Here is a 17,961-nt window from a genome sequence, read left to right on the forward strand (position 1 = left end):
GCTTTGTTATAGTACCACAAAAAGAATGCGGTTGCAAGTGTTTTTCTCTGTTTTTTACAAAGAAAAACGTTATTTTTCTCTTATTTGCCCTTTGCCGGTGCGCTGAAGGCCGAAAGGCCCATGCGATCCAGCGCATATCCTTTGCCGAACATCAGGTCGTACTGCAGCAGCCAGTGCTCCGCGCGCCACCGCTGCTGGAACTCTGTGGGCTCCTGCGTGGTGGTGCCGTCCAGATTCATGGTGGTGCCGCGGGTATTGGTGCGGCTGGCCACACGCAGCTGACGGTTCAGGAACTGGAAGTAAAGCGGCTCTTCCAGACCGTAGATATCCATCATCACCGGCGAGATATCGTAAGCGGCAATGGTGCCAAGGTCTACCTGCTGGTCGGAGTAGTTGGACCACATCAGCAGGGTGGTCTGGTGCAGGCGGGGGTCTGCGCTGGAATCGCTGGCGTAGCCGGTGGCGGTATAAACGTCATAGTTGGAGTCGATGGGGTTGTAGTGGTCGCCCCAGAACACCAGAATGACCGGCTCGTCCACCTGAGAGAAGTATTCGGTCAGCCTGCCCAGCATGGCGTCCGCGTCCCGGATGCCGGTGGCAAAGTCCTCCAGTGCACCCACGGTGCTGGGCTTGAGGCCCGTGGGATGGGACACCACCTTTACGCGCTCGTTGTCCGGATAGTTGTCCTTATTATAATTGGTATGGTTCTGCATGGTGACGGCGTGCAGGAACACCGGCTTATCCGAGGAGGCCTTCATGCTCTCGTACTGCTGGATGATCTGGTCTGCCATGGAATCATCGGTAACAAGGCCGCTCGTCCAGTAGTGTTTCCGAACCTTGGTCACGCCATGCATATCCTCAAGGCTGATAAAATCGTCAAAGCCGAGATTGGGGTAAGCCTTGTCGCGGCTCCAGTATTTTGCCCAGAAGCAGTGCACGGCAGCGGTCTGATAGCCCCGGCTCTTGAGATAGTTGGGCATGGCAAACATGGGCTTGGTCACATGCTGCTGGTAGGGCTTGCTGCCGCTGGGCAGGAAGGACACCGAATAGCCGGTCAACGCCTCAAACTCCACATCGCAGGTGCCGCCGCCAAAGCTGGGGCTGTAGGCCCGGCCGTAGGCGCTGGTCTGCTGCAATGCATGCAGGTTTTGGGAGACATCCGTATCAAAGGTGATGCCGTACTGTTCCAGCTCCGAGACATCCCAATAGGACTCGTCCATCACATAGATGATGGTGGGGTCCTTCACCTGCTCGTCCTTGGGAGTGACGGCACTGTAGCTGGTGGAATACAGCGGACTGGTGTTGAACTTCTGGCTCTCGTCCACATTGTCCAGCAGAGCATCCACTGCTTCCTGCGAGTATTCCTCCGGCTTGTCGATCTCCAGATTGGTGAGGTTCGTCATAAAGCCGGTGATCACGCCATAGTAGCGGTAGTAACGATCCTGCATCCATGCGTCCGGCACAATGCCGACGGCCCGGGTGACGGCAGGCTGTAAGTACACACCGAACACCAGCAGGCAGAGGGCTGCAGCCGTGGCGGCAGAGCCCGCCAGCCGGGGCAGCCAGCGCTGTTTTTGACGGCCGCGGAACAGGAAGAAGCTGCCCACCGTCAGTGCCAGCATCACGATGATGGTGACGACCATGCTGGTCTGGATCTTGAGGCCTGCAGCGGACGCCACGCCGGCAGCTTCCGACACCTGTGCCAGATCCCACGGCAGAAAAGGCTCGCCGCGCAGCTGCAGGGTATAGAAGTTCACCGCACAGGGCGCACAGCCCAGCACCGCCATGCCCAGCGTGGACAGCGGCGGGCAGCGGAATACCCAGTCCAGCAGCAGCCACACCAGAAACAGCAGCAGCCATGCCAGCAGGTAGGCCCCGATATGCGGAAAGATAAATTCTGCAAATACATCTGCGCTCAGGCTTCCGCGGGCGATCCATTCACCCAGCAGCAGCGCGATCAGCGATGCCGCCAGCGGAAACACCATCCGCAGCGTCAAAAGCGGTTTTGGAGTTTTCATAGTTCCTGTTCCTTTCCTCATCCCGATGGTTTCATTCAACGCAAAAGCAACGTTTCCTACGCTTTTTGCACAAAGCTCCTGCGATTATTATAGTCACTTTACCGAAAAAGTCCACCCCCGATTTTACAAAAAATTCTCATGTTCCCAATTTTGCCAGCAGCTTTCGCCAGAACGCGGGCTTTTCCGGCTGCGGCGGTGCTTCCGGCAGGGCCGTGTGCACCAGTATGGCATCCGCGCCAATGGTCTCGATCTCCTGCCATGGGATGGTCAGGCTCTCATCCCGGCCCAGCAGCCCAAACAGCCGGGGCCTGCCCAGTAGGATCAGGCTTTGCAGCTGGGCGGTGGCGGGGTCAAAGGCCAGATCATCGGCCCGACCAAGGCAGACGCCCTGCTCCAGCTGCACCACTTCCTTTTCACACAATTCCCGGATGGTCAATGCCGCTCTCCCCTTTCTGCCACAGCTTATGCAGCCGCCGGGCCGCTCATGCAAAAAGCAGTGGAAACCGCATGGCAGATTGTGGTATACTGAGGGAAAGCATTCCATCAGAAAATCGAGGATATTATAAATGTATAAAAGCATCATTTTTGATCTGGGCGGCGTCATGGTGGATTTTGACCCCAAAGCCTATCTGGTAGACCGCCTGTGCAACGCCACCATTGAAGAGCAGGTCTATGACCTGACCTTTGGCAGTGAAGAATGGCAGCAGCTGGATGCCGGGCTGGTCTCCCGCTTTAACGGCAACAGCTCCATGCTCAAAAAGGCAAAGGCCGCCGGGCGCGAGTTCGAGGTGCAGGGCGTGCTGGACGACTGGCTGCACATCCTGCGTCCGCGCCGCCGGATGCAGGAGCTGGTACAGCGCCTGAAGAACCATGGCTACAGCGTGTATTACCTGAGTAACATCCCGCAGGACGTGCTGGAACTGTTCCAGACGCGGGGCGTTCTGGACAACTTCGATGGCGGCGTGGCCTCCTGTGAGGTGCACATCAACAAGCCCGACCCCCGCATCTATCAGGCGCTGCTGGACAAATACAGCCTCCGGGCCAGCGAGTGCGTTTTCATCGATGACAATCTGGCCAACGTGCAGGCCGCCTTTGCGCTGGGCTTTGCCGGCATCCAGATGAAGGAGAATGTGGGCACTCTGGTGCGCAGCCTTGCCACCTGTAATGTGACCCTGCGGTAATTTCCATAGAACCAGCAGCAGCCCCCGCCGGATGGACCATCCGGCGGGGGCTGCTGTGCGCTGGGGTTACTTTTTCTCGTAGTTCTGGCAGTAGTGCGGGGTCTCCACCTGCTGCGTATTGCAGGTGCACTGCTCTGTCACTTTGATCTGGGGCAGCTCGCACTTGCAGCCGCTCACATTGTGGCTGCACTCGCAGACATCACAGGTAACGCCGATGTTTTCCATATTTATCACCTCACTGCCCTTAGCATGGCCCGCAGGCAGCAGGTTTATACTGGAAATGTCATCCAGCCTTTTTTGCTTCGCGCTTAGACCGGATTGTGACTGCCACATGCCGGATGGACAGCACCGGGTGCACCGGCAGCATCCGGGGGCCTGCCCAGCGCATCACCGCGCGGATCTTCTCCCGCATGGCGGGCTGGTAGCAGTGCACCCTGCAGGCTGAGCAGAAGGTCTTGGTCTCCATGAATGGGCACTTATCAATGTGCATCAGGGCATAATCGTGCAGCTGCCTGCATTCCGGGCACAGGGTTCCTTTGGGTGTTCTGTGCTGCCTGCGGCAGTAAAGAGCGATCATCTCGCTGACCAGCAGCTTTTCGTCTGCGCGTTTTTTGTCCAGATCCTTTGGGGTATCCTGCATGGGGCGGGCCTCCTGTAGTTTTATTCCTTTTTACAGCGGCCCGACCGGATCGCAGCGCGGCGCACCACACTGCGCAGAAGTGCAAAGCCTACTGTAACACCAATTGCTGCAGCCACTGCCATATACACCGCCTTCCGAAATCAAAGCGGCAGGAGCACAGACCTTTCCGTCTGCCGTCCCCTGCCGCAGTTTTGATGCATCCTGTACAGAGGCTGCTGTTTTTGCGCGAAAGTTAGTGTTTACTAACTTTCTGTTCTGTAAAAACACCGTTTTGCGGTGCTCTCATAGTTTATCGCAGCAGTCTCTGTTTGTCAAGAGAAGCTTCTCCGGCTTACCATGCAGCCAGATCAGCGCCCAGCTTGCGGCATGCAGCCTGAACATCATCGTCCGGAGCCTCGTTGCAGATCAGGCCCTCGCCGTTCAGCACCTGTGCGCCGTCGCCCTGAGCACGCTCCACCCAGTCGCGCATCCACTGGCCGTCGCCCCAGCCGTAGGAGCCGAACAGGGCGATCTTCTTGCCGTTCAGCGAGCCCTCCAGATCAGAGAACATGGGCTCAAACTCGCTCTCCTCCAGCTGCTCAGCACCCATTGCGGGGCAGCCAAAAGCCACTGCATCAAACTCAGCCAGCTTTGCGGCGTTCATCTCGCTGCAGGGCACGATGGTGCCGTTTGCACCCTCTGCCACGCAGTTTGCCATGGTCTCAGTGTTGCCGGTTGCGCTCCAGAATACGACTGCTACTTTGCTCATAAAAGATCGTCCTCTCTCAAATCAATATTAGTTAGATATCTCTAACTTTATGTTCCATGAAAACGCGTCTGACCACGCAGGCGCGTTTTCACTTGGTTAGTATTTTCTAACCACAAATAGCGTACCACAGTTTCCGGGCTCTGTCAAGCTTTTTATGAAAAAAGAGCCGCAGCCGAAAGTACGCCATAGATCACCGGCTGATGCAGCAGATACAGCAAAAGCGAGTGCCGGCCCATCCAGCCCAGCGGCGGGCACACCGAGCGGCGCAGCGGTTCCATGCGTCTGCGGCCCACCGCCTTGTGCAGGTAGTACCCCACCCAGAACAAAAACAGCCACGGCAGCAGGCCAAAGTAATCGGCGGAGTAGAACCAGTCCGGGTAAAAGCCAAAAAATGCAGTAAAGTAGTTGGCATACAGGCTCTGCGGCAGCATCAGCTTCCAGCCGCCAAGGCCCACCCAGCCCAAGCCGACCGGGTAGCACACCGCAAACAGCACCGCCGACACCGCAAGGCCCACAGCGGGCATCACTTTTTTCAGCAGCGGTTCCAGCACACCGGTCAGCAGCATGGCCGTACCCAGAAAGGTCAGCACGCCAAAAACGACCCGGCCTCCCGGCATGAACACCAGCGTCACCGCCGTTACCAGCGCTCCGGCGGCAAACACGGTAACACCGCGCCGCAGCATATGCCGCCCAAAGGGCGCACAGAAGCCGGACAGCAGAATGAACACCCAGCAGATGGTCTGCTGCCACAGACGCCCCGGCATTCCCGCGTACCAGTCCATCCAGATGCCGAACAGGAACATCATGTCCCAGCAGGCATGGTACAGTATCATGCTGACCAGATCCAGCCCGCGCAGCTCGTCCAGCAGGGCGTAGCGGCCCGCCGGGGCCTTTTGCCGGGTGGTGTGTCCGTTTTTCATTCCCCCGTCTCCTCTTTTGCAGTTCATTGAACACGAGATAAATTATAACCCGCCGCCGCTGTGCCTGTCAACGGAACCGTTCCGTAGGTTGAACAAAAAAACCGCTGCACAGCGGCAAAGCCATGCAGCGGTCAAATGAATAACTGGGGAAACCTTATCAGACTTCGGTGTTGAAGTAGCGCTTCAGCAGGCCCTCAAAGCCGCGGCCGTGACGGGCCTCGTCCTTTGCCATCTCGTGAACGGTGTCGTGGATGGCATCCAGATTCAGGGCCTTTGCCTTCTTGGCCAGATCCATCTTGCCTGCACATGCGCCGCACTCAGCCTCGGCACGCATCATCAGGTTCTTCTTGGTGCTGTCGGTGACCACCTCGCCCAGCAGTTCTGCAAAGCGGGAAGCGTGATCTGCCTCCTCGTAGGCATAGCGCTTGTAAGCTTCGGCGATCTCAGGATAGCCCTCACGCTCAGCCACACGAGCCATCGCCAGATACATGCCGACCTCGCTGCACTCACCCTCAAAGTTTGCGCGCAGGCCATCCACGATCTCCTGAGGCACGCCCTCAGCCTTGCCGATGCCCACAACATGCTCGGTCACATAGGTGTTGCCGGTCTTCTCCACAAAAGCGGAAGCAGGAGCCTTGCAGACGGGGCACTGTGCCGGGATCTCGCCTTCAGCAATATAACCACAGACGGTGCAAACATATTTCTTCATAAGAATTGACCTCCATCATTATCTTTTATCATTCACTGGTTTTTGAAGTGCGGGTGTTGGTACTCACCGGCCCTTCTCATGGCTCTATTATAGCGAATGATTCCTAGTTAGTCAAGGATAATTTTAAGAATTATTCCTACTTTTTAAAAATAAACCCGTCCACACCCCAAAAAGGGCACGCCCTCCCCGGCCCCGCCAAAGCGGAATCGGGAAAGCGTGCCCAGAAAGAACTGCTGTATTTCAGTCAGATCCGATCACACCTGCAGGTTGCTGCTGGTAGCGGCTTCGGAGCCGTCGGCAGCATCAAACTCGTAGTCGTTGCCGGGCAGGATAGCGTTCAGCAGGATGCCGGCGATCGCGGCCACAGCCAGACCAGACAGGTTGATGGTGACGCCTGCAACGGCAAAGCTGACGCCGCCCACAGAGTTGAAGCCCAGAGCGCACACCAGAATGACAGCGGCCACGATCAGGTTGCGGCTGTTGGTAAAGTCCACGCGATTCTCCACCACATTGCGCACACCGATGGCGGAGATCATGCCGTACAACACAAAGCTGATACCGCCGATGATGCCGGTGGGGATGGTGTTGATGACAGCCTCAAACTTGGGGCTGAAGCTCAGAATGATTGCCAGCACGGCAGCAATGCGGATGACCAGCGGATCGTAGATCTTGCTCAGAGCCAGCACGCCGGTGTTCTCGCCGTAGGTGGTGTTGGCCGGGCCGCCCAGCAGGCCGGCCATGGTGGTTGCCAGACCGTCACCCAGCAGGGTACGGTTCAGGCCGGGGTCGTTGATATAGTTGTGGCCAACAGTAGCGCTGATGGCGGCGATATCGCCCACATGCTCCATCATGGTTGCCAGTGCAATGGGGATGATGGTGAACAGGGCGCTGATGAACTCCGGGCTGCCGTCGATGGCAAACAGGCCCATGGCCTCCTTGTGCAGAGGGATGCCCACCCATGCAGCCTCAGAAATGCGCTGGAAGTCCACTGCGCCGGTCACCAGTGCCACTGCATAGGACACCAGCACACCGATGAGGATGGGCAGGATCTTGACCATGCCCTTGCCCCAGATATTGCATGCAATGACGGTACCCAGCGCCACAAAGGCCAGAATCCAGTTGGACTGGCAGTTGTTGATAGCAGAGGGGGCCAGGATCAGGCCGATGGAAATGATAATGGGGCCAGTGACCACCGGCGGGAAGAATTTCATGATGCGGCGGATGCCGAAGGTGGAGATCAGCACGCTGGCTGCCAGATACACCAAACCGGAGAATGCGATGGCCGCACAGGCATAAGGCAGCATCTTGGTATTGGCCACGGTCAGGTTGCCGTCCGCATCAGCCAGCATGGGGGCCACGATGGAGAAGCCGCCCAGATACGCAAAGGAAGAGCCCAGAAAAGCAGGCACCTTCTTTTTGGTAATGAGGTGGAACAGCAGGGTGCCCAGACCTGCGCACAGCAGGGTGGTGGAAACGCTCAGGCCGGTGAGCAGCGGCACCAGCACCGTTGCACCGAACATGGCAAACATGTGCTGCACGCCCAGAATGAACATACGGCCTGCGCCCAGCTGGCGCGCGTCGTAAACGCCTTTGGAGTAATCGATCTTTTCACTCATGAAGTTTTTCTGCCTCCTACAGAACTCGCAGCCCAAAAAAAGAGGCACCGCCGTCAGCAAAACGGCAATGCCCTTGAAATTTGGGAACAATGATTCCGCCCGGAAATGAGAAGTGCAATGCAGCGCAGTCGATGATTCTTGTGCAGCATGGTGCGCTCCCCCTTTCATTCAGGCTCTTTCCAAACCGCCGCCCAAGCCCCGCAAAAGGCCGCAACGGGCAGTCCTTCAAGAGATTATAGCAGACTTTTGGCCGGTGTGCAACCATTTTGCACAATTCTCCTGTATTTCCAGCCCGGAAGATCGCGCCTGCTCTCTTGCAATCCAACCCAAATCGCACTATAATATAACCTACCATTGCAATCTGTATTATAAGAGAATTATCAGGAGAGTTTATGATCTATCTGGATTATTCCGCCAATACCCCGGTAGACGAAGCGGTTTTGCAGCGCTTTTGCGAAGTAGAGCGCAATTGCCCGGGCAATGCAAATTCCCGCCATGCAGCAGGCACTGCCGCAAAGGCTGCCATCGATGCCGCCACCCAGAGCATTGCCCGTAGTCTGAATGTGCAGCCCGCCGAGATCATCTATACATCCGGTGCCAGTGAAGCTAACAACTTTGCTATCAAGAGCATCGCCCGGCTGGAGCGCCACCATGGCAAACACATTATTTCCACGCCGCTGGAGCATTCCTCGGTGAGCGGCAGCCTGACCGCTTTGCAGGAGCAGGGTTACGAGATCGATCTCTTGGACATCCGGCAGGACGGCACGGTGGACCTTGCCCACCTGAAAGAACTGCTGCGCCCGGACACCATTCTGGTGGCCGTCACTGCCGTGGACAGTGAGCTGGGCGTGGTGCAACCGGTGGCCGAGATCGCAGAGATCTTAAAGGCCTATCCTCACTGCCATTTCCATGTGGATGCCACGCAGGCCATCGGAAAGCTTCCGGTCAGCTTTGAAGGCATCGACACCATGAGCCTGACCGCCCACAAGTTCTATGGGCTGAACGGCATTGGTGTGCTGGTCAAGCGGCGCGGCCTTGCGCTGGAGCCGCTCATCCATGGCGGCGAGAGCACCACCATTTACCGCAGCGGCACCCCCACCGTGGCGCTGGCCTGTTCGCTGGCGCTGGCGCTGGATAAGGCCGTCACCGAGCTGCCCGCCCGGGTGGAGCACATCCGCGCTCTGAACGCCCGCCTGCGCACCGTCCTTGCAAAATACCCCAAGGTGCGCATCAACAGCCCGGAAGGGGCTGTGCCGCAGATCCTGAACCTGAGCGTGCAGAATGTAAAGGGCACCGTGTTTCAGCGGGAGCTGGACGCCAGAGGCGTCTGCGTCTCGGTCAAATCTGCCTGTTCTTCGGACGGCCTGCCCTCCCGAGCGGTATTTGCCGTGAGCCATGACCGGCGCAACGCACTGTCCTCGTGGCGCATCAGCCTGAGCCACCTGACCACCGAACAGGAACTCGACGATTTTATGCAGGCCTTCGATGCCTGTTACACCACTCTGACCCAGTGAGATATATGAGGCGACCCATGAAAAAGACTTTAGAGCCCTATCAGCTGATCGAACGCAGCATCATCAAAAAATACCGCAAAGAGCTGTGGACACCCTTCATCGTGGCGGTAAAGCGCTACGAACTGGTGCAGGCCGGTGACCGCATTGCCGTGTGCATTTCCGGCGGCAAGGATTCCATGCTTATGGCAAAGCTCATGCAGGAGCTGCAGCGCCACAGCGATGTGCCCTTTGAACTGGTATTTCTGGTCATGGACCCCGGCTATAACGAGATCAACCGCCAGAAGATCGAGAGCAATGCCGAACTGCTGCACATCCCGGTAACGATTTTTGAGAGCAACATCTTTGCCGTGGCTAACAACACCGACAAAAACCCCTGCTACCTCTGCGCCCGGATGCGCCGCGGCCACCTGTACAGCAAGGCCCGGGAGCTGGGCTGCAATAAAATCGCGCTGGGCCATCACTTCAATGATGTGATCGAGACCACCGTGATGAGCATGTTCTACGGTTCCCAGCTGCAGGCCATGCCGCCCAAGCTCCACAGCACCAGTTTCCCCGGCATGACCCTTATCCGCCCGATGTACTGCATCCGTGAAGAGGACATTCTGGCCTGGAAGCGCTACAACGAACTGGAATTCATCCAGTGCGCCTGCCGCTTTACGGAGAACTGCACCATGTGCGACAACGGCGGCGGCGGTTCTAAACGGCAGGAGGTCAAGACTCTGCTGCGCCGCCTGAAGCGTGAGAATCCCAACATCGAAAACAGCATTTTCCGCAGCATCCACGCTGTGGCGCTGGACACCATGCCGGGCTATAAGTCCGAAGGTGTAGAGCACAGCTTTCTGGAACGCTTCAACGAAAAAGAGCAGGAACTTCATGCCGAAGATTGATCTCTTTTAGAGGCATTCTGTCAAAGCTATGCGAGCAAAAAATAAGCACCCGGCAATGAAAGCCGAGTGCTTATTTTTTACCGCTCGGAGAGCGGCATGGTCAGGACGAAGAACGTACCCATGAAGCAGATCGTGGCAGGGTTCGCCTGATTCACATTTGGCAAATGACCCTAACTTTAATAGAATTTCAAGAGGGGGTGCATTTTCGGCGCAAAGGGGGTGCAGTAGTTTTCGGAAATGCACCCCCCTTTACTGCAAATGCGATACCATAAGTTACAGCATATTTTTTATAATTGTTGTTGCTGTATTCAGCCCAGAGCGACCATCGCTTGGAGTTTTACCTAATGTAACCATATAGCGACCATCACCAAAGTACGTTAATTTGTAATGTTTTCCGTCTTCGGTAATCGTAAATCCTATGTCCTGAAGGGTTCGTTTCATTGATCCTGAAACATTTTTGTACCCTTTCAGAAGTACTTTCAGTTCTTCAGCACGTTCAACGAGAATGTTCTGACAATTATTGTTGGATATAATATCCATCAATACATCTCTCCGACGAGTACCTGTGGCATACTTTGGCAGAGCGTCCTTGAGTGCATCTAATACAATGAGCTTGATTTCATTAGGGAAAAACTCATCTTCGTCTCCCAAATACAAAACTGGTAAGCTATCAGCACCATCTATCTTGGTCCGCAGTCCTTGGTTCTCATAAGCAAGAGTCTCATTTGATCGCGTCAATTCCTCGACTTGTTTTTTGAGTCGGCGTACATCCTCATCTCCAAGTTCAATCAACTGATCCGCTTCCTCTGAAACCCGTTCTTTTTCTTTTTCGGCCAACAGCAGCTCCGCACTCCGGCTATCTAAACGATCACGCAGTAGCGCATTATTTACGCCCTGCCATGTGTACAGTGTATCCACCATTTGCGCATTGCAGTATTGAATGACACTGCGAATGACTTTTTCAGCTAAAACTGCATCAATGCCGTCGTAGGCACGATATAAGAACCGTTTATGTCCGTAAGCATTATTAGGAAAATATACACCGACTGCTCCGTAGTATTCGTTATTATCATTGCAAAGCCTTCTGATAGCGGAATTAAGCGATGTACTTTCCTCAACGAGGACATGGGCAACACCCTTTAGTCGACCTGCAAGTTTCCAAATTTCAACAGGGTCATCGTCATTTGCTGTTTTTGATATATAAACAACCGGCATCCGGTACTTTTCTTTCCCATTTATAACATCAGTGAGCGTTGTTATATTATCTACCTTAATGAAATAGGGAGTTCTAAGCACTGGCAGAATACCATCAGATTTAATGTAGTTATGCTCAATTAAAAGCGTAATGAAATGTGGCGTTGAAAAAGCAGCATCCATAGTCAGTGCTTCTTCCAAAAAACTGCGGTCAAGGCGAATGGACATTTTCATGTCATCAAAATTCATGACATAATCGGTATCCCAGACCACACCATCACTTTCAGTTTTCTCATATCTGATTGCAACGGTATTTTTATTGCGATACTCTTCAATCGCAAGCCAAAGATTCTCTGTGCCATAACGCACGTTATACTCGCCGTTCCAATTAATACCTTGGATGCGGTTCTCCACATGAGGGCTTCCCTGGTTCCATTCAATAGCCAACCGGACAAATGCTTCTTTTGTCATGGCATTACTTATTTCAAGCTGTGCAGAGAACAGCAGCATTTCAATACCTCCTGGCGTGTTTTTGAATACGGATTACATAAATTCAACCCAAATTCCCGACTACTAAAAAGAGAATCGTCGCAAAAAACTAATTCAGAACCGACAAATTATACCTTATTGTAACATATATCATCTACTTTTACAATGTCTTTAGGCAGAAAAAAGCCGCAGTCAGCGAAACCTGCGGCCTTTATGTTTTTTGGGCTTATGCATCAATCACTGTGCTGCCTTGGAATTTGAAGGTCATCCGCCCATCGGCGTGGACGGTCACCGTATCGATAACGGTCAGCCAGAGTTTGTTGTCAAATTCGGAAAGCGTGTCCAACTCCTGCACCTCAAACATGAATGCGCCAATGGCATCCGCTTGTGCTTGCCGTACGTTCTTTATGCTGTGCAGCTCCTCAACCCGTGTTTTTGCCTTTTCGTACCGTTCCACGAAACCGTTGTACCGGGCAGCGTATTCTTCCTGGTTTTGAGCTGTCTGTGAGTTTTCGGCGATGCAGCGCTTTGTCAGCTCAGTCACTACATCGATTTCCTCAAGCAGGGACTTTATCTCGGCATCGAGACCGGAGCAGTCCGTCAGCGTGGACTGCATCAAACGGCAATTCTCCAGGGCACTGTCTTTGTCTGCGAGAATGGCATTGAATGCGCCCACAAACCGGGTTTTGATAGTTTCCTCATAAAGATGGGGCGTTTCGCATTTGTGCTCGCCTTTGAATTTGTTATTGCACCGCCAAATTACTCTGCGGTATTTGCTGGTGGAGTTCCACACTTTGGAGCCGAAGAAAGCACCACAGTCACCGCAGATGATGCCACAGCGGATAAGGCCAGAAAAAGCTGAACGTGACGGCTTTTTTCGGTTTGCCGTCTGCTGTGCTATCTTGCGAAGCCGTTCCTTGGCTTGTTCAAATGTGGCAGGGGCAATAATTGGCTCATGGGTTCCTTCTGCATAATACATCGGCAGTTCACCCTTGTTTGCAACCAGTTTCTTCTCAATATACCGACTGCGTCTTCAGATGTCATCGAAAAAGGTGTGGTATCACTTGGTATGTTGCAGAATCTTGGATTACAGAATATTCAGATTCGTTTGTTGCCTGCGAGTACCATGTATAAGCATTATATTGATAATACTAAATTCAACCTACAATCGTTAAATCTCTAAGATTGAAAAACAATCATTTAACGATTGCACCTATAATTCAACGATTACCCTCAGCAGTTCAACGAATACTCGGCTGTTTAACGATTACAGCGGAACAAAACACCTCAATCCGCGCAAATAGCACGAAACCCCGCTGCATAATTGCTCTGCAGCGGGGTTCACTTATGTGCTGAAACGGCGAAAGCCTTGATTTTAAGCAGTTTTTGGGCATAGAAAAAGTCCACCGTAATTCTATCAAAATTACGGTGGGCTTATGGTGGAGGCGATGGGAGTCGAACCAATTTCCGCCGTTCTATCGTGAAAAAATCGCATTTTTCAGTCTGAAAATGTGGCGTTGCTATGGCTTGAAATTCGGCCTACGGAAATGTGATTCAGCCCCTAAAATCCGAAAGTGTGGTAAAAACTGTGGTATTTTTCAGCCGTGTAGCAGCTTCATAAATACCGCATTGACAGCCTGCGCGGTCTGCACATCCTCACCGGTCAGGGCGTGGCTGTAAATGCCGTAGGTGTCCATATCTTCGGAGTGACCTACAAGCGCCTTGACCTCACCAGCGGGCAGCGTCTTGATCGCGGACACAAAGCTGTGCCGCAGTTCGTACAAGCTGACCGGCTGCAGATCGTTGGCAGCGCAGTACACTTTCCAGCGCTTATAAAACCGGCGCTCTGTTTCCAGACAGAACACGCTTTCACAATGGCCGGTGATAGCCCTCTGAGCTTCTAGGACAGCCTTTGCAACGTCCGGCAGGACGAATGACCGGCAAGCATTTTCGTTCTTCCCGCGCGTCTCCTGCCCTTTTACGTTGATGGCACGGGAGATATTGACGGTGCTGCCTTTGATATCTGCCCAGCGCAGGCCCACCAGCTCCCCCGGCCGCAGGCCGGTCAAGACCGCGAACCGGTAGGCGTGAATATAATCATCTGGCACGCGCTTGCCCCGATAAAGCGTTGTATCCACCGTGAACAGCTTTATTAGATCATCTGGCTGCAAGACCTTTTTGCCTTTCAGACGCGCCCCGGCGGGTATCTGCACATCCTCTGGCAGATAGGTGGACAGCTTGCTTTTGCGGCAGTATTTGCAGAAGGCACGGAGATCCCCGGCGAGTGATTGCAAGGTTTTACGGCTCTTGCCTGCCGCGTGGGCTTTGTTGATGATGGCTTGCAAATCAGCATCCGTCAGGGCATTGACCCGCTTTTTTCCGATGATCGGCAGCACCCAGGTACGCCACCGGCTCTCGATCGGTTCATAATTGCTTGGGCTGGTGGTCTGCTTTAAGCCCTCGAGCCAGATCTTATACACGTCCTCAACGCGGCCCACCTTCACGCCTATGCCGTCCTCAAGCCACGCATCAGCCTTGCGGTTCGCTTCCCGCTGGCCTGTGCGGCCGGGAGTGCTGCTGTAAAAATACCGGCGCTGGCCGTCTTTCTGCACCGCCACACGCCACCGGCTGTAAGCTTCCTGCCAAACGGCGCTGTTCGTTCGCCTGCTCATGCTGCACAATCCGGGAAGTTGACCACGGTAATTTCAGCAACAGCCTTTTCGACCGTCTGCAAAATGCGCTCTATCTTCTCCACTGTATCGGCAGACAGCACGACTTCACCGCACTGTTCGCACTCCATGCAGGGAACATTTTTGATAACCACAACGCAGTTCTTCAGCTGCACCGTGTGAATGGTCGTGCTGGGCTTCATTTCGCCCTTGCAGAAAAAGCAAGTCATAATTTATTCCCCTTTCTTCTTTCGTTCAGTATACGTTGCGTTCCAGTGGTCGAGATCTGGCCAGTAGGCTGTGAGGATCCACAGTGCACCCTCATGAACACCGCACACAACGTGCAGCCAGCGGCCTGCCAGATTGACCCCCAGCACTAAACAGGACGGACAGCGGTAATCATCCGGACGGTATTCGATGATCTTCCCGCTCTGGATGGCCTGCCGAATGTCTGCCAGCAGGATACCGCGCTCATAAAGCCGGGCCTGTGAGTGGGCTGTCAGAAAGATTTGCCCGCCCTGAGCCAGTGTGCGCAGGTTCTCTATGGTCAATTCCATTGGTTCACCTTCTTTCTATGTCAATGATTGCCCGTCAGTGGGTTGCGCAATTTTGCGACACGCCCCTGCCTGCTGTGCTCTGCGCAGTGGGCTTTATTTTTTATCATCCGATAATGGGCTGGGTGGCGATAATTTATCAGCTATAGTTTTTTCATACGTTAAAAAGCCAGACAAAGACAGAACTTGTATCCGGTAATTGTCCAACATGCAAATAGCTTTTGCCATTTCTGTTAGTAAGTTCTGGCCGCTGTCATTCAGACAAAAAAACAGTTCATCAAGATAGCGTCTTTTTCGTTCAATGTCAGTAATCTGCAAGTGTGAACAATTCTCATGCCCCGCGTGATCTTTTCTAAATTGCTGATCTTTTAAGTCGTCCAATGTTTTTAAGTCTTGTAGATAAAGATTCCCATCAACATCGACCATTGGCCGCTCTTTTTCAGGATCATATTCAACAGAATCAACGGCCTTTACAAGCCCCTGTAAATCGTCATCTTCTCCGAGTAGTACATACCAGTTTATATTCAAGACTTCTGCGATTCTCTTTATTGTTTCAATTTTGGGGTTAAGTCTCCCGGATTCGTATTTGCGAATTGTCGATGGGTCAATGCCAGTTTGTGCGCCGAGTTCTTTTTGCGTCAATCCAGCAAACTTTCTCTCCTCGGCGATTCTTTCTCCGATTGTCATCTAAAACTCCCCCTTTAGCGTGTAGTATATCATATTTTTTCTTCAAAAGGAAGAAAAAGCCCTAATTTAACCATTGACAGGGATAAAAAGCCCTGTTATAATACGCTGTAGAGGGACAAAAGTCCCTGAATCGAGGTGAGATGAATTGTCGAAGTCAATTACAGTCGATCGCGTGAAAGTTGTAGCGGAGATGGCGCGTCAGAACTTGACTACCGAGGAACTTTCCTTAAAGGCAGGCGTTGGACGCAATGCTATATGGAAAATGCGTAAGGGTCAACCCGTATGGCGCACTACCGCAGGCCACGTGGCCGCAGCTCTGGGCGTGACCGTTGACGATTTGAAGGAGGTGAACTAAATGTATCAACCGTTTCACAGGCTCCGCGTAAGGTTCGCGGAAATGGAGCTGCGGCAAGGGGATGTGGCGCAGGCCGCAGGCATGGCAAAGAGTACCATGACGGCCCGCATGAAGGGCTACCAGCCCTGGACGAGCGACGAGATCACCCGCGTGGCCGCTGTTTTGAACATTCCCCGGGAGCAGATCGGAGAGTTTTTCTTTGAACCGTCTCCCAAGAGCAAGAAGGGTGCATGATGGCAAACAAAAGAATGTTTTCGGTGGACGTGGTGGAAACCGACGCTTTTCTTGACCTACCGCCCAAAACGCAGGCGCTCTACTTTCATTTGGGTATGCGTGCCGATGATGACGGGTTTGTTTCAAGTCCCCGCACCATCGTGCGCACCATCGGATGCACTACCGGTGATTTGAAGCAGTTGGAAGCCGCTGGTTATGTAATTTCGTTCAGTTCCGGTGTGCTTGTTGTGACTGACTGGAAGGTAAACAACACGCTCAAGAGCGACCGTTACCGCAAGACTATGTTTCAAAACGAGCTTGCACTGCTGAAAGAATCAGCATCAAAGCGTTACATCCTTTCTGACAATGGAACCATTTCGGAACCAATCAGGAACCAAAACGGAAACCAGCAGGAGCCGCAGTATAGCATAGTGAAGGATAGTGTAGAGAAGTGTAGGTTAGAACAGGAGAGCAACGCCGCTGCCGCGGCTGGCGAGCCTGATACTTCCCCGGCGGATATTTTCACAACCTTTGCCGATGGTGACGGCGAGCTGCTGCAGGCCCTTCAGGACTATGACCGTATGCGCAAAGAAAAGCGCAAGAGCCTGACCGATACCATGCGCCGCAGCTTGTGCCAGCAGCTGGATGAAGAATTTCACCGCTGTGAATGGACAGAGGTGGTCAAGCAGGCCACCCGGCAAGGCTGGTTAAAGTTTTATCCGCTGGATAAGGACAAACCCACCAACACCGTGCCAGAGTTTGAGAGCGCTGGCGACCAGATCAGCCGAATTATCAACGACCTTAAAAGAAAAAATGGGGTGATCGAATGACAACCGAAAAATTACAGGAACTTATGCAGGCGCGAATGGCCTATTTTGGCGAGCATCTTTCCGATGAGCGAGTGACCGCCCAGCTGAAAGCATACGCTGCCAACCTTGGCACCGTGCCGGATAACATTGCCGAACAGGCATTTCTTATTGCACTGGCTAAGTGCAAGTGCCTGAACTATTTTCTCCGCGACTGGACAACCGCCGTCCGGGACATCCAGCTTGATGCACTGCCGTCCCCGGAACGGATGTGGGAAAACGCGCTGGACACGGCACGCAGTATGCAAGAGGTCTGGGAAACGGCCTGCATCGGCTATACGGACGGGGAAGGAACCAATCACGGCGGCGGTAAGGCGAAGATTCAGGCTATCTTTGACAAGCAGCCGGAAGCCGTGCGCAACTATTACGGAACGCCTGCAACGCAGATCAAAGCACTTACCCAGAGTTCGCGCAGCGAGCTTGCAAGAAACCGTTATCGCGGTTTTGTGACTGCTATGGATAAAGCCCCGGTGAAAGCTTTGCAGGCACCGCCCCTGCCCCAGCTGACGCAGGGCATCCAGCCTGCCGCCCAAATCGGCGACAGCAACAAGAGCGCGTGAGGGGGTGATTTTGTGAACGAGAGCATCGACCGCGCCAGCTACACCGATGCTATCACCAAGCTGCTGGAGCGCGCAGATTTGCGGGCTTTGCGCCTGATCTGGGTTTACGTGGAGCGCATGACCCGCTGAACCAACGGCAAC

General features: G+C 53.8%; 20 protein-coding genes. 6 read left to right on the forward strand and 14 right to left on the reverse strand.

Annotated features, from left to right (window positions below):
- Nucleotides 1-80 precede the first annotated feature (80 nt).
- On the reverse strand, nt 81-2,018 hold the full coding sequence (locus ACKXF9_RS11410; RefSeq protein ID WP_418266256.1) for an LTA synthase family protein: 1,938 nt from the start codon (nt 2,016-2,018) through the stop codon (nt 81-83).
- Nucleotides 2,019-2,154: 136 nt separating this feature from the next.
- Nucleotides 2,155-2,454, reverse strand: a complete 300-nt coding sequence (locus tag ACKXF9_RS11415) for a PRC-barrel domain-containing protein (RefSeq protein WP_418266257.1) — start codon at nt 2,452-2,454, stop codon at nt 2,155-2,157.
- 130 nt (nt 2,455-2,584) lie between these two features.
- Between ACKXF9_RS11415 and ACKXF9_RS11420 the strand changes: the two genes are divergently transcribed.
- A complete protein-coding gene (locus ACKXF9_RS11420) occupies nt 2,585-3,199 on the forward strand; it encodes an HAD family hydrolase (RefSeq protein WP_418266258.1) in 615 nt (204 codons plus the stop codon).
- Nucleotides 3,200-3,265: 66 nt separating this feature from the next.
- Here ACKXF9_RS11420 and ACKXF9_RS11425 read toward each other — a convergent pair whose 3' ends face one another.
- From ACKXF9_RS11425 to ACKXF9_RS11450, 6 genes are all read right to left on the reverse strand, one after another.
- Entirely contained in the window at nt 3,266-3,424 is a 159-nt protein-coding gene (locus ACKXF9_RS11425; RefSeq protein WP_249238587.1) for a DUF1540 domain-containing protein, read from the reverse strand.
- A gap of 58 nt (nt 3,425-3,482) precedes the next feature.
- The gene (locus ACKXF9_RS11430; protein WP_418266259.1) at nt 3,483-3,839 is read right to left on the reverse strand and encodes a nitrous oxide-stimulated promoter family protein; all 357 of its coding nucleotides are present in this window, start codon (nt 3,837-3,839) and stop codon (nt 3,483-3,485) included.
- 331 nt (nt 3,840-4,170) lie between these two features.
- Nucleotides 4,171-4,587, reverse strand: a complete 417-nt coding sequence (locus ACKXF9_RS11435; RefSeq protein ID WP_005940293.1) for a flavodoxin — start codon at nt 4,585-4,587, stop codon at nt 4,171-4,173.
- Nucleotides 4,588-4,739: 152 nt separating this feature from the next.
- The gene (locus ACKXF9_RS11440; protein WP_418266260.1) at nt 4,740-5,507 is read right to left on the reverse strand and encodes a heparan-alpha-glucosaminide N-acetyltransferase; all 768 of its coding nucleotides are present in this window, start codon (nt 5,505-5,507) and stop codon (nt 4,740-4,742) included.
- Nucleotides 5,508-5,664: 157 nt separating this feature from the next.
- The gene (locus tag ACKXF9_RS11445; protein ID WP_005926148.1) at nt 5,665-6,216 is read right to left on the reverse strand and encodes an NADH peroxidase; all 552 of its coding nucleotides are present in this window, start codon (nt 6,214-6,216) and stop codon (nt 5,665-5,667) included.
- A 254-nt stretch (nt 6,217-6,470) separates the two neighbouring features.
- Nucleotides 6,471-7,832: a uracil-xanthine permease family protein gene (locus tag ACKXF9_RS11450; protein ID WP_418266261.1), complete on the reverse strand. Its 1,362-nt coding sequence runs from the start codon at nt 7,830-7,832 to the stop codon at nt 6,471-6,473.
- A gap of 392 nt (nt 7,833-8,224) precedes the next feature.
- Between ACKXF9_RS11450 and ACKXF9_RS11455 the strand changes: the two genes are divergently transcribed.
- Both ACKXF9_RS11455 and ACKXF9_RS11460 read left to right on the forward strand, forming a co-directional pair.
- Nucleotides 8,225-9,346 carry a cysteine desulfurase family protein gene (locus ACKXF9_RS11455; protein WP_418266262.1) on the forward strand — a complete coding sequence of 374 codons (1,122 nt, stop codon included), beginning with the start codon at nt 8,225-8,227 and terminating at the stop codon, nt 9,344-9,346.
- A gap of 17 nt (nt 9,347-9,363) precedes the next feature.
- Nucleotides 9,364-10,233, forward strand: coding sequence for a tRNA 2-thiocytidine biosynthesis TtcA family protein (locus tag ACKXF9_RS11460; protein WP_418266263.1), 870 nt, complete (start codon nt 9,364-9,366; stop codon nt 10,231-10,233).
- 273 nt (nt 10,234-10,506) lie between these two features.
- On the opposite strand, the gene ACKXF9_RS11465 is transcribed toward ACKXF9_RS11460, so the two are convergent.
- The 6 genes from ACKXF9_RS11465 to ACKXF9_RS11490 all read right to left on the reverse strand — a co-directional run bounded on the left by ACKXF9_RS11465 (nt 10,507) and on the right by ACKXF9_RS11490 (nt 15,826).
- Nucleotides 10,507-11,937, reverse strand: coding sequence for a hypothetical protein (locus tag ACKXF9_RS11465; protein ID WP_418266264.1), 1,431 nt, complete (start codon nt 11,935-11,937; stop codon nt 10,507-10,509).
- Between the two features lie 205 nt (nt 11,938-12,142).
- On the reverse strand, nt 12,143-12,895 hold the full coding sequence (locus ACKXF9_RS11470) for a zinc ribbon domain-containing protein (protein WP_418266265.1): 753 nt from the start codon (nt 12,893-12,895) through the stop codon (nt 12,143-12,145).
- Nucleotides 12,896-13,514: 619 nt separating this feature from the next.
- Nucleotides 13,515-14,588, reverse strand: a complete 1,074-nt coding sequence (locus ACKXF9_RS11475; RefSeq protein ID WP_418266266.1) for a tyrosine-type recombinase/integrase — start codon at nt 14,586-14,588, stop codon at nt 13,515-13,517.
- Nucleotides 14,585-14,815, reverse strand: coding sequence for a type II toxin-antitoxin system MqsA family antitoxin (locus ACKXF9_RS11480; RefSeq protein ID WP_154259704.1), 231 nt, complete (start codon nt 14,813-14,815; stop codon nt 14,585-14,587). Before ACKXF9_RS11480 ends, ACKXF9_RS11475 begins: the two co-directional genes overlap by 4 nt.
- Before the next feature lie 3 nt (nt 14,816-14,818).
- On the reverse strand, nt 14,819-15,142 hold the full coding sequence (locus tag ACKXF9_RS11485) for a DUF4258 domain-containing protein (protein ID WP_154259702.1): 324 nt from the start codon (nt 15,140-15,142) through the stop codon (nt 14,819-14,821).
- A gap of 93 nt (nt 15,143-15,235) precedes the next feature.
- On the reverse strand, nt 15,236-15,826 hold the full coding sequence (locus ACKXF9_RS11490; RefSeq protein ID WP_154259700.1) for a helix-turn-helix domain-containing protein: 591 nt from the start codon (nt 15,824-15,826) through the stop codon (nt 15,236-15,238).
- 355 nt (nt 15,827-16,181) lie between these two features.
- On the opposite strand from ACKXF9_RS11490, the gene ACKXF9_RS11495 reads away from it, so the two are divergent.
- From ACKXF9_RS11495 to ACKXF9_RS11505, 3 genes are read left to right on the forward strand one after another with little or no spacing between them, the layout of a single operon-like run.
- Nucleotides 16,182-16,415, forward strand: a complete 234-nt coding sequence (locus ACKXF9_RS11495) for a DUF739 family protein (protein ID WP_154259699.1) — start codon at nt 16,182-16,184, stop codon at nt 16,413-16,415.
- Nucleotides 16,412-17,224, forward strand: a complete 813-nt coding sequence (locus ACKXF9_RS11500; RefSeq protein ID WP_418266267.1) for a hypothetical protein — start codon at nt 16,412-16,414, stop codon at nt 17,222-17,224. The genes ACKXF9_RS11495 and ACKXF9_RS11500 overlap by 4 nt, the downstream gene beginning before the upstream one ends.
- On the forward strand, nt 17,221-17,820 hold the full coding sequence (locus ACKXF9_RS11505) for a hypothetical protein (RefSeq protein WP_418266268.1): 600 nt from the start codon (nt 17,221-17,223) through the stop codon (nt 17,818-17,820). Before ACKXF9_RS11500 ends, ACKXF9_RS11505 begins: the two co-directional genes overlap by 4 nt.
- Nucleotides 17,821-17,961: the final 141 nt, after the last annotated feature.

It is taken from the genome of Faecalibacterium sp. 9 (assembly GCF_048320955.1).
Classification (GTDB): domain Bacteria; phylum Bacillota; class Clostridia; order Oscillospirales; family Ruminococcaceae; genus Faecalibacterium; species Faecalibacterium wellingii.

What these genes read in the sequence shown, in the direction of transcription:
- ACKXF9_RS11410 (WP_418266256.1), bottom strand. Translation starts at nt 2,018, where the DNA reads ATGAAAACTCCAAAACCGCTTTTGACGCTGCGGATGGTGTTTCCGCTG.
- ACKXF9_RS11420 (WP_418266258.1), top strand. Translation starts at nt 2,585, where the DNA reads ATGTATAAAAGCATCATTTTTGATCTGGGCGGCGTCATGGTGGATTTT.
- ACKXF9_RS11425 (WP_249238587.1), bottom strand. Translation starts at nt 3,424, where the DNA reads ATGGAAAACATCGGCGTTACCTGTGATGTCTGCGAGTGCAGCCACAAT.
- ACKXF9_RS11430 (WP_418266259.1), bottom strand. Translation starts at nt 3,839, where the DNA reads ATGCAGGATACCCCAAAGGATCTGGACAAAAAACGCGCAGACGAAAAG.
- ACKXF9_RS11435 (WP_005940293.1), bottom strand. Translation starts at nt 4,587, where the DNA reads ATGAGCAAAGTAGCAGTCGTATTCTGGAGCGCAACCGGCAACACTGAG.
- ACKXF9_RS11440 (WP_418266260.1), bottom strand. Translation starts at nt 5,507, where the DNA reads ATGAAAAACGGACACACCACCCGGCAAAAGGCCCCGGCGGGCCGCTAC.
- ACKXF9_RS11445 (WP_005926148.1), bottom strand. Translation starts at nt 6,216, where the DNA reads ATGAAGAAATATGTTTGCACCGTCTGTGGTTATATTGCTGAAGGCGAG.
- ACKXF9_RS11450 (WP_418266261.1), bottom strand. Translation starts at nt 7,832, where the DNA reads ATGAGTGAAAAGATCGATTACTCCAAAGGCGTTTACGACGCGCGCCAG.
- ACKXF9_RS11455 (WP_418266262.1), top strand. Translation starts at nt 8,225, where the DNA reads ATGATCTATCTGGATTATTCCGCCAATACCCCGGTAGACGAAGCGGTT.
- ACKXF9_RS11460 (WP_418266263.1), top strand. Translation starts at nt 9,364, where the DNA reads ATGAAAAAGACTTTAGAGCCCTATCAGCTGATCGAACGCAGCATCATC.
- ACKXF9_RS11465 (WP_418266264.1), bottom strand. Translation starts at nt 11,937, where the DNA reads ATGCTGCTGTTCTCTGCACAGCTTGAAATAAGTAATGCCATGACAAAA.
- ACKXF9_RS11470 (WP_418266265.1), bottom strand. Translation starts at nt 12,895, where the DNA reads ATGTATTATGCAGAAGGAACCCATGAGCCAATTATTGCCCCTGCCACA.
- ACKXF9_RS11475 (WP_418266266.1), bottom strand. Translation starts at nt 14,588, where the DNA reads ATGAGCAGGCGAACGAACAGCGCCGTTTGGCAGGAAGCTTACAGCCGG.
- ACKXF9_RS11480 (WP_154259704.1), bottom strand. Translation starts at nt 14,815, where the DNA reads ATGACTTGCTTTTTCTGCAAGGGCGAAATGAAGCCCAGCACGACCATT.
- ACKXF9_RS11485 (WP_154259702.1), bottom strand. Translation starts at nt 15,142, where the DNA reads ATGGAATTGACCATAGAGAACCTGCGCACACTGGCTCAGGGCGGGCAA.
- ACKXF9_RS11490 (WP_154259700.1), bottom strand. Translation starts at nt 15,826, where the DNA reads ATGACAATCGGAGAAAGAATCGCCGAGGAGAGAAAGTTTGCTGGATTG.
- ACKXF9_RS11495 (WP_154259699.1), top strand. Translation starts at nt 16,182, where the DNA reads ATGTATCAACCGTTTCACAGGCTCCGCGTAAGGTTCGCGGAAATGGAG.
- ACKXF9_RS11500 (WP_418266267.1), top strand. Translation starts at nt 16,412, where the DNA reads ATGATGGCAAACAAAAGAATGTTTTCGGTGGACGTGGTGGAAACCGAC.
- ACKXF9_RS11505 (WP_418266268.1), top strand. Translation starts at nt 17,221, where the DNA reads ATGACAACCGAAAAATTACAGGAACTTATGCAGGCGCGAATGGCCTAT.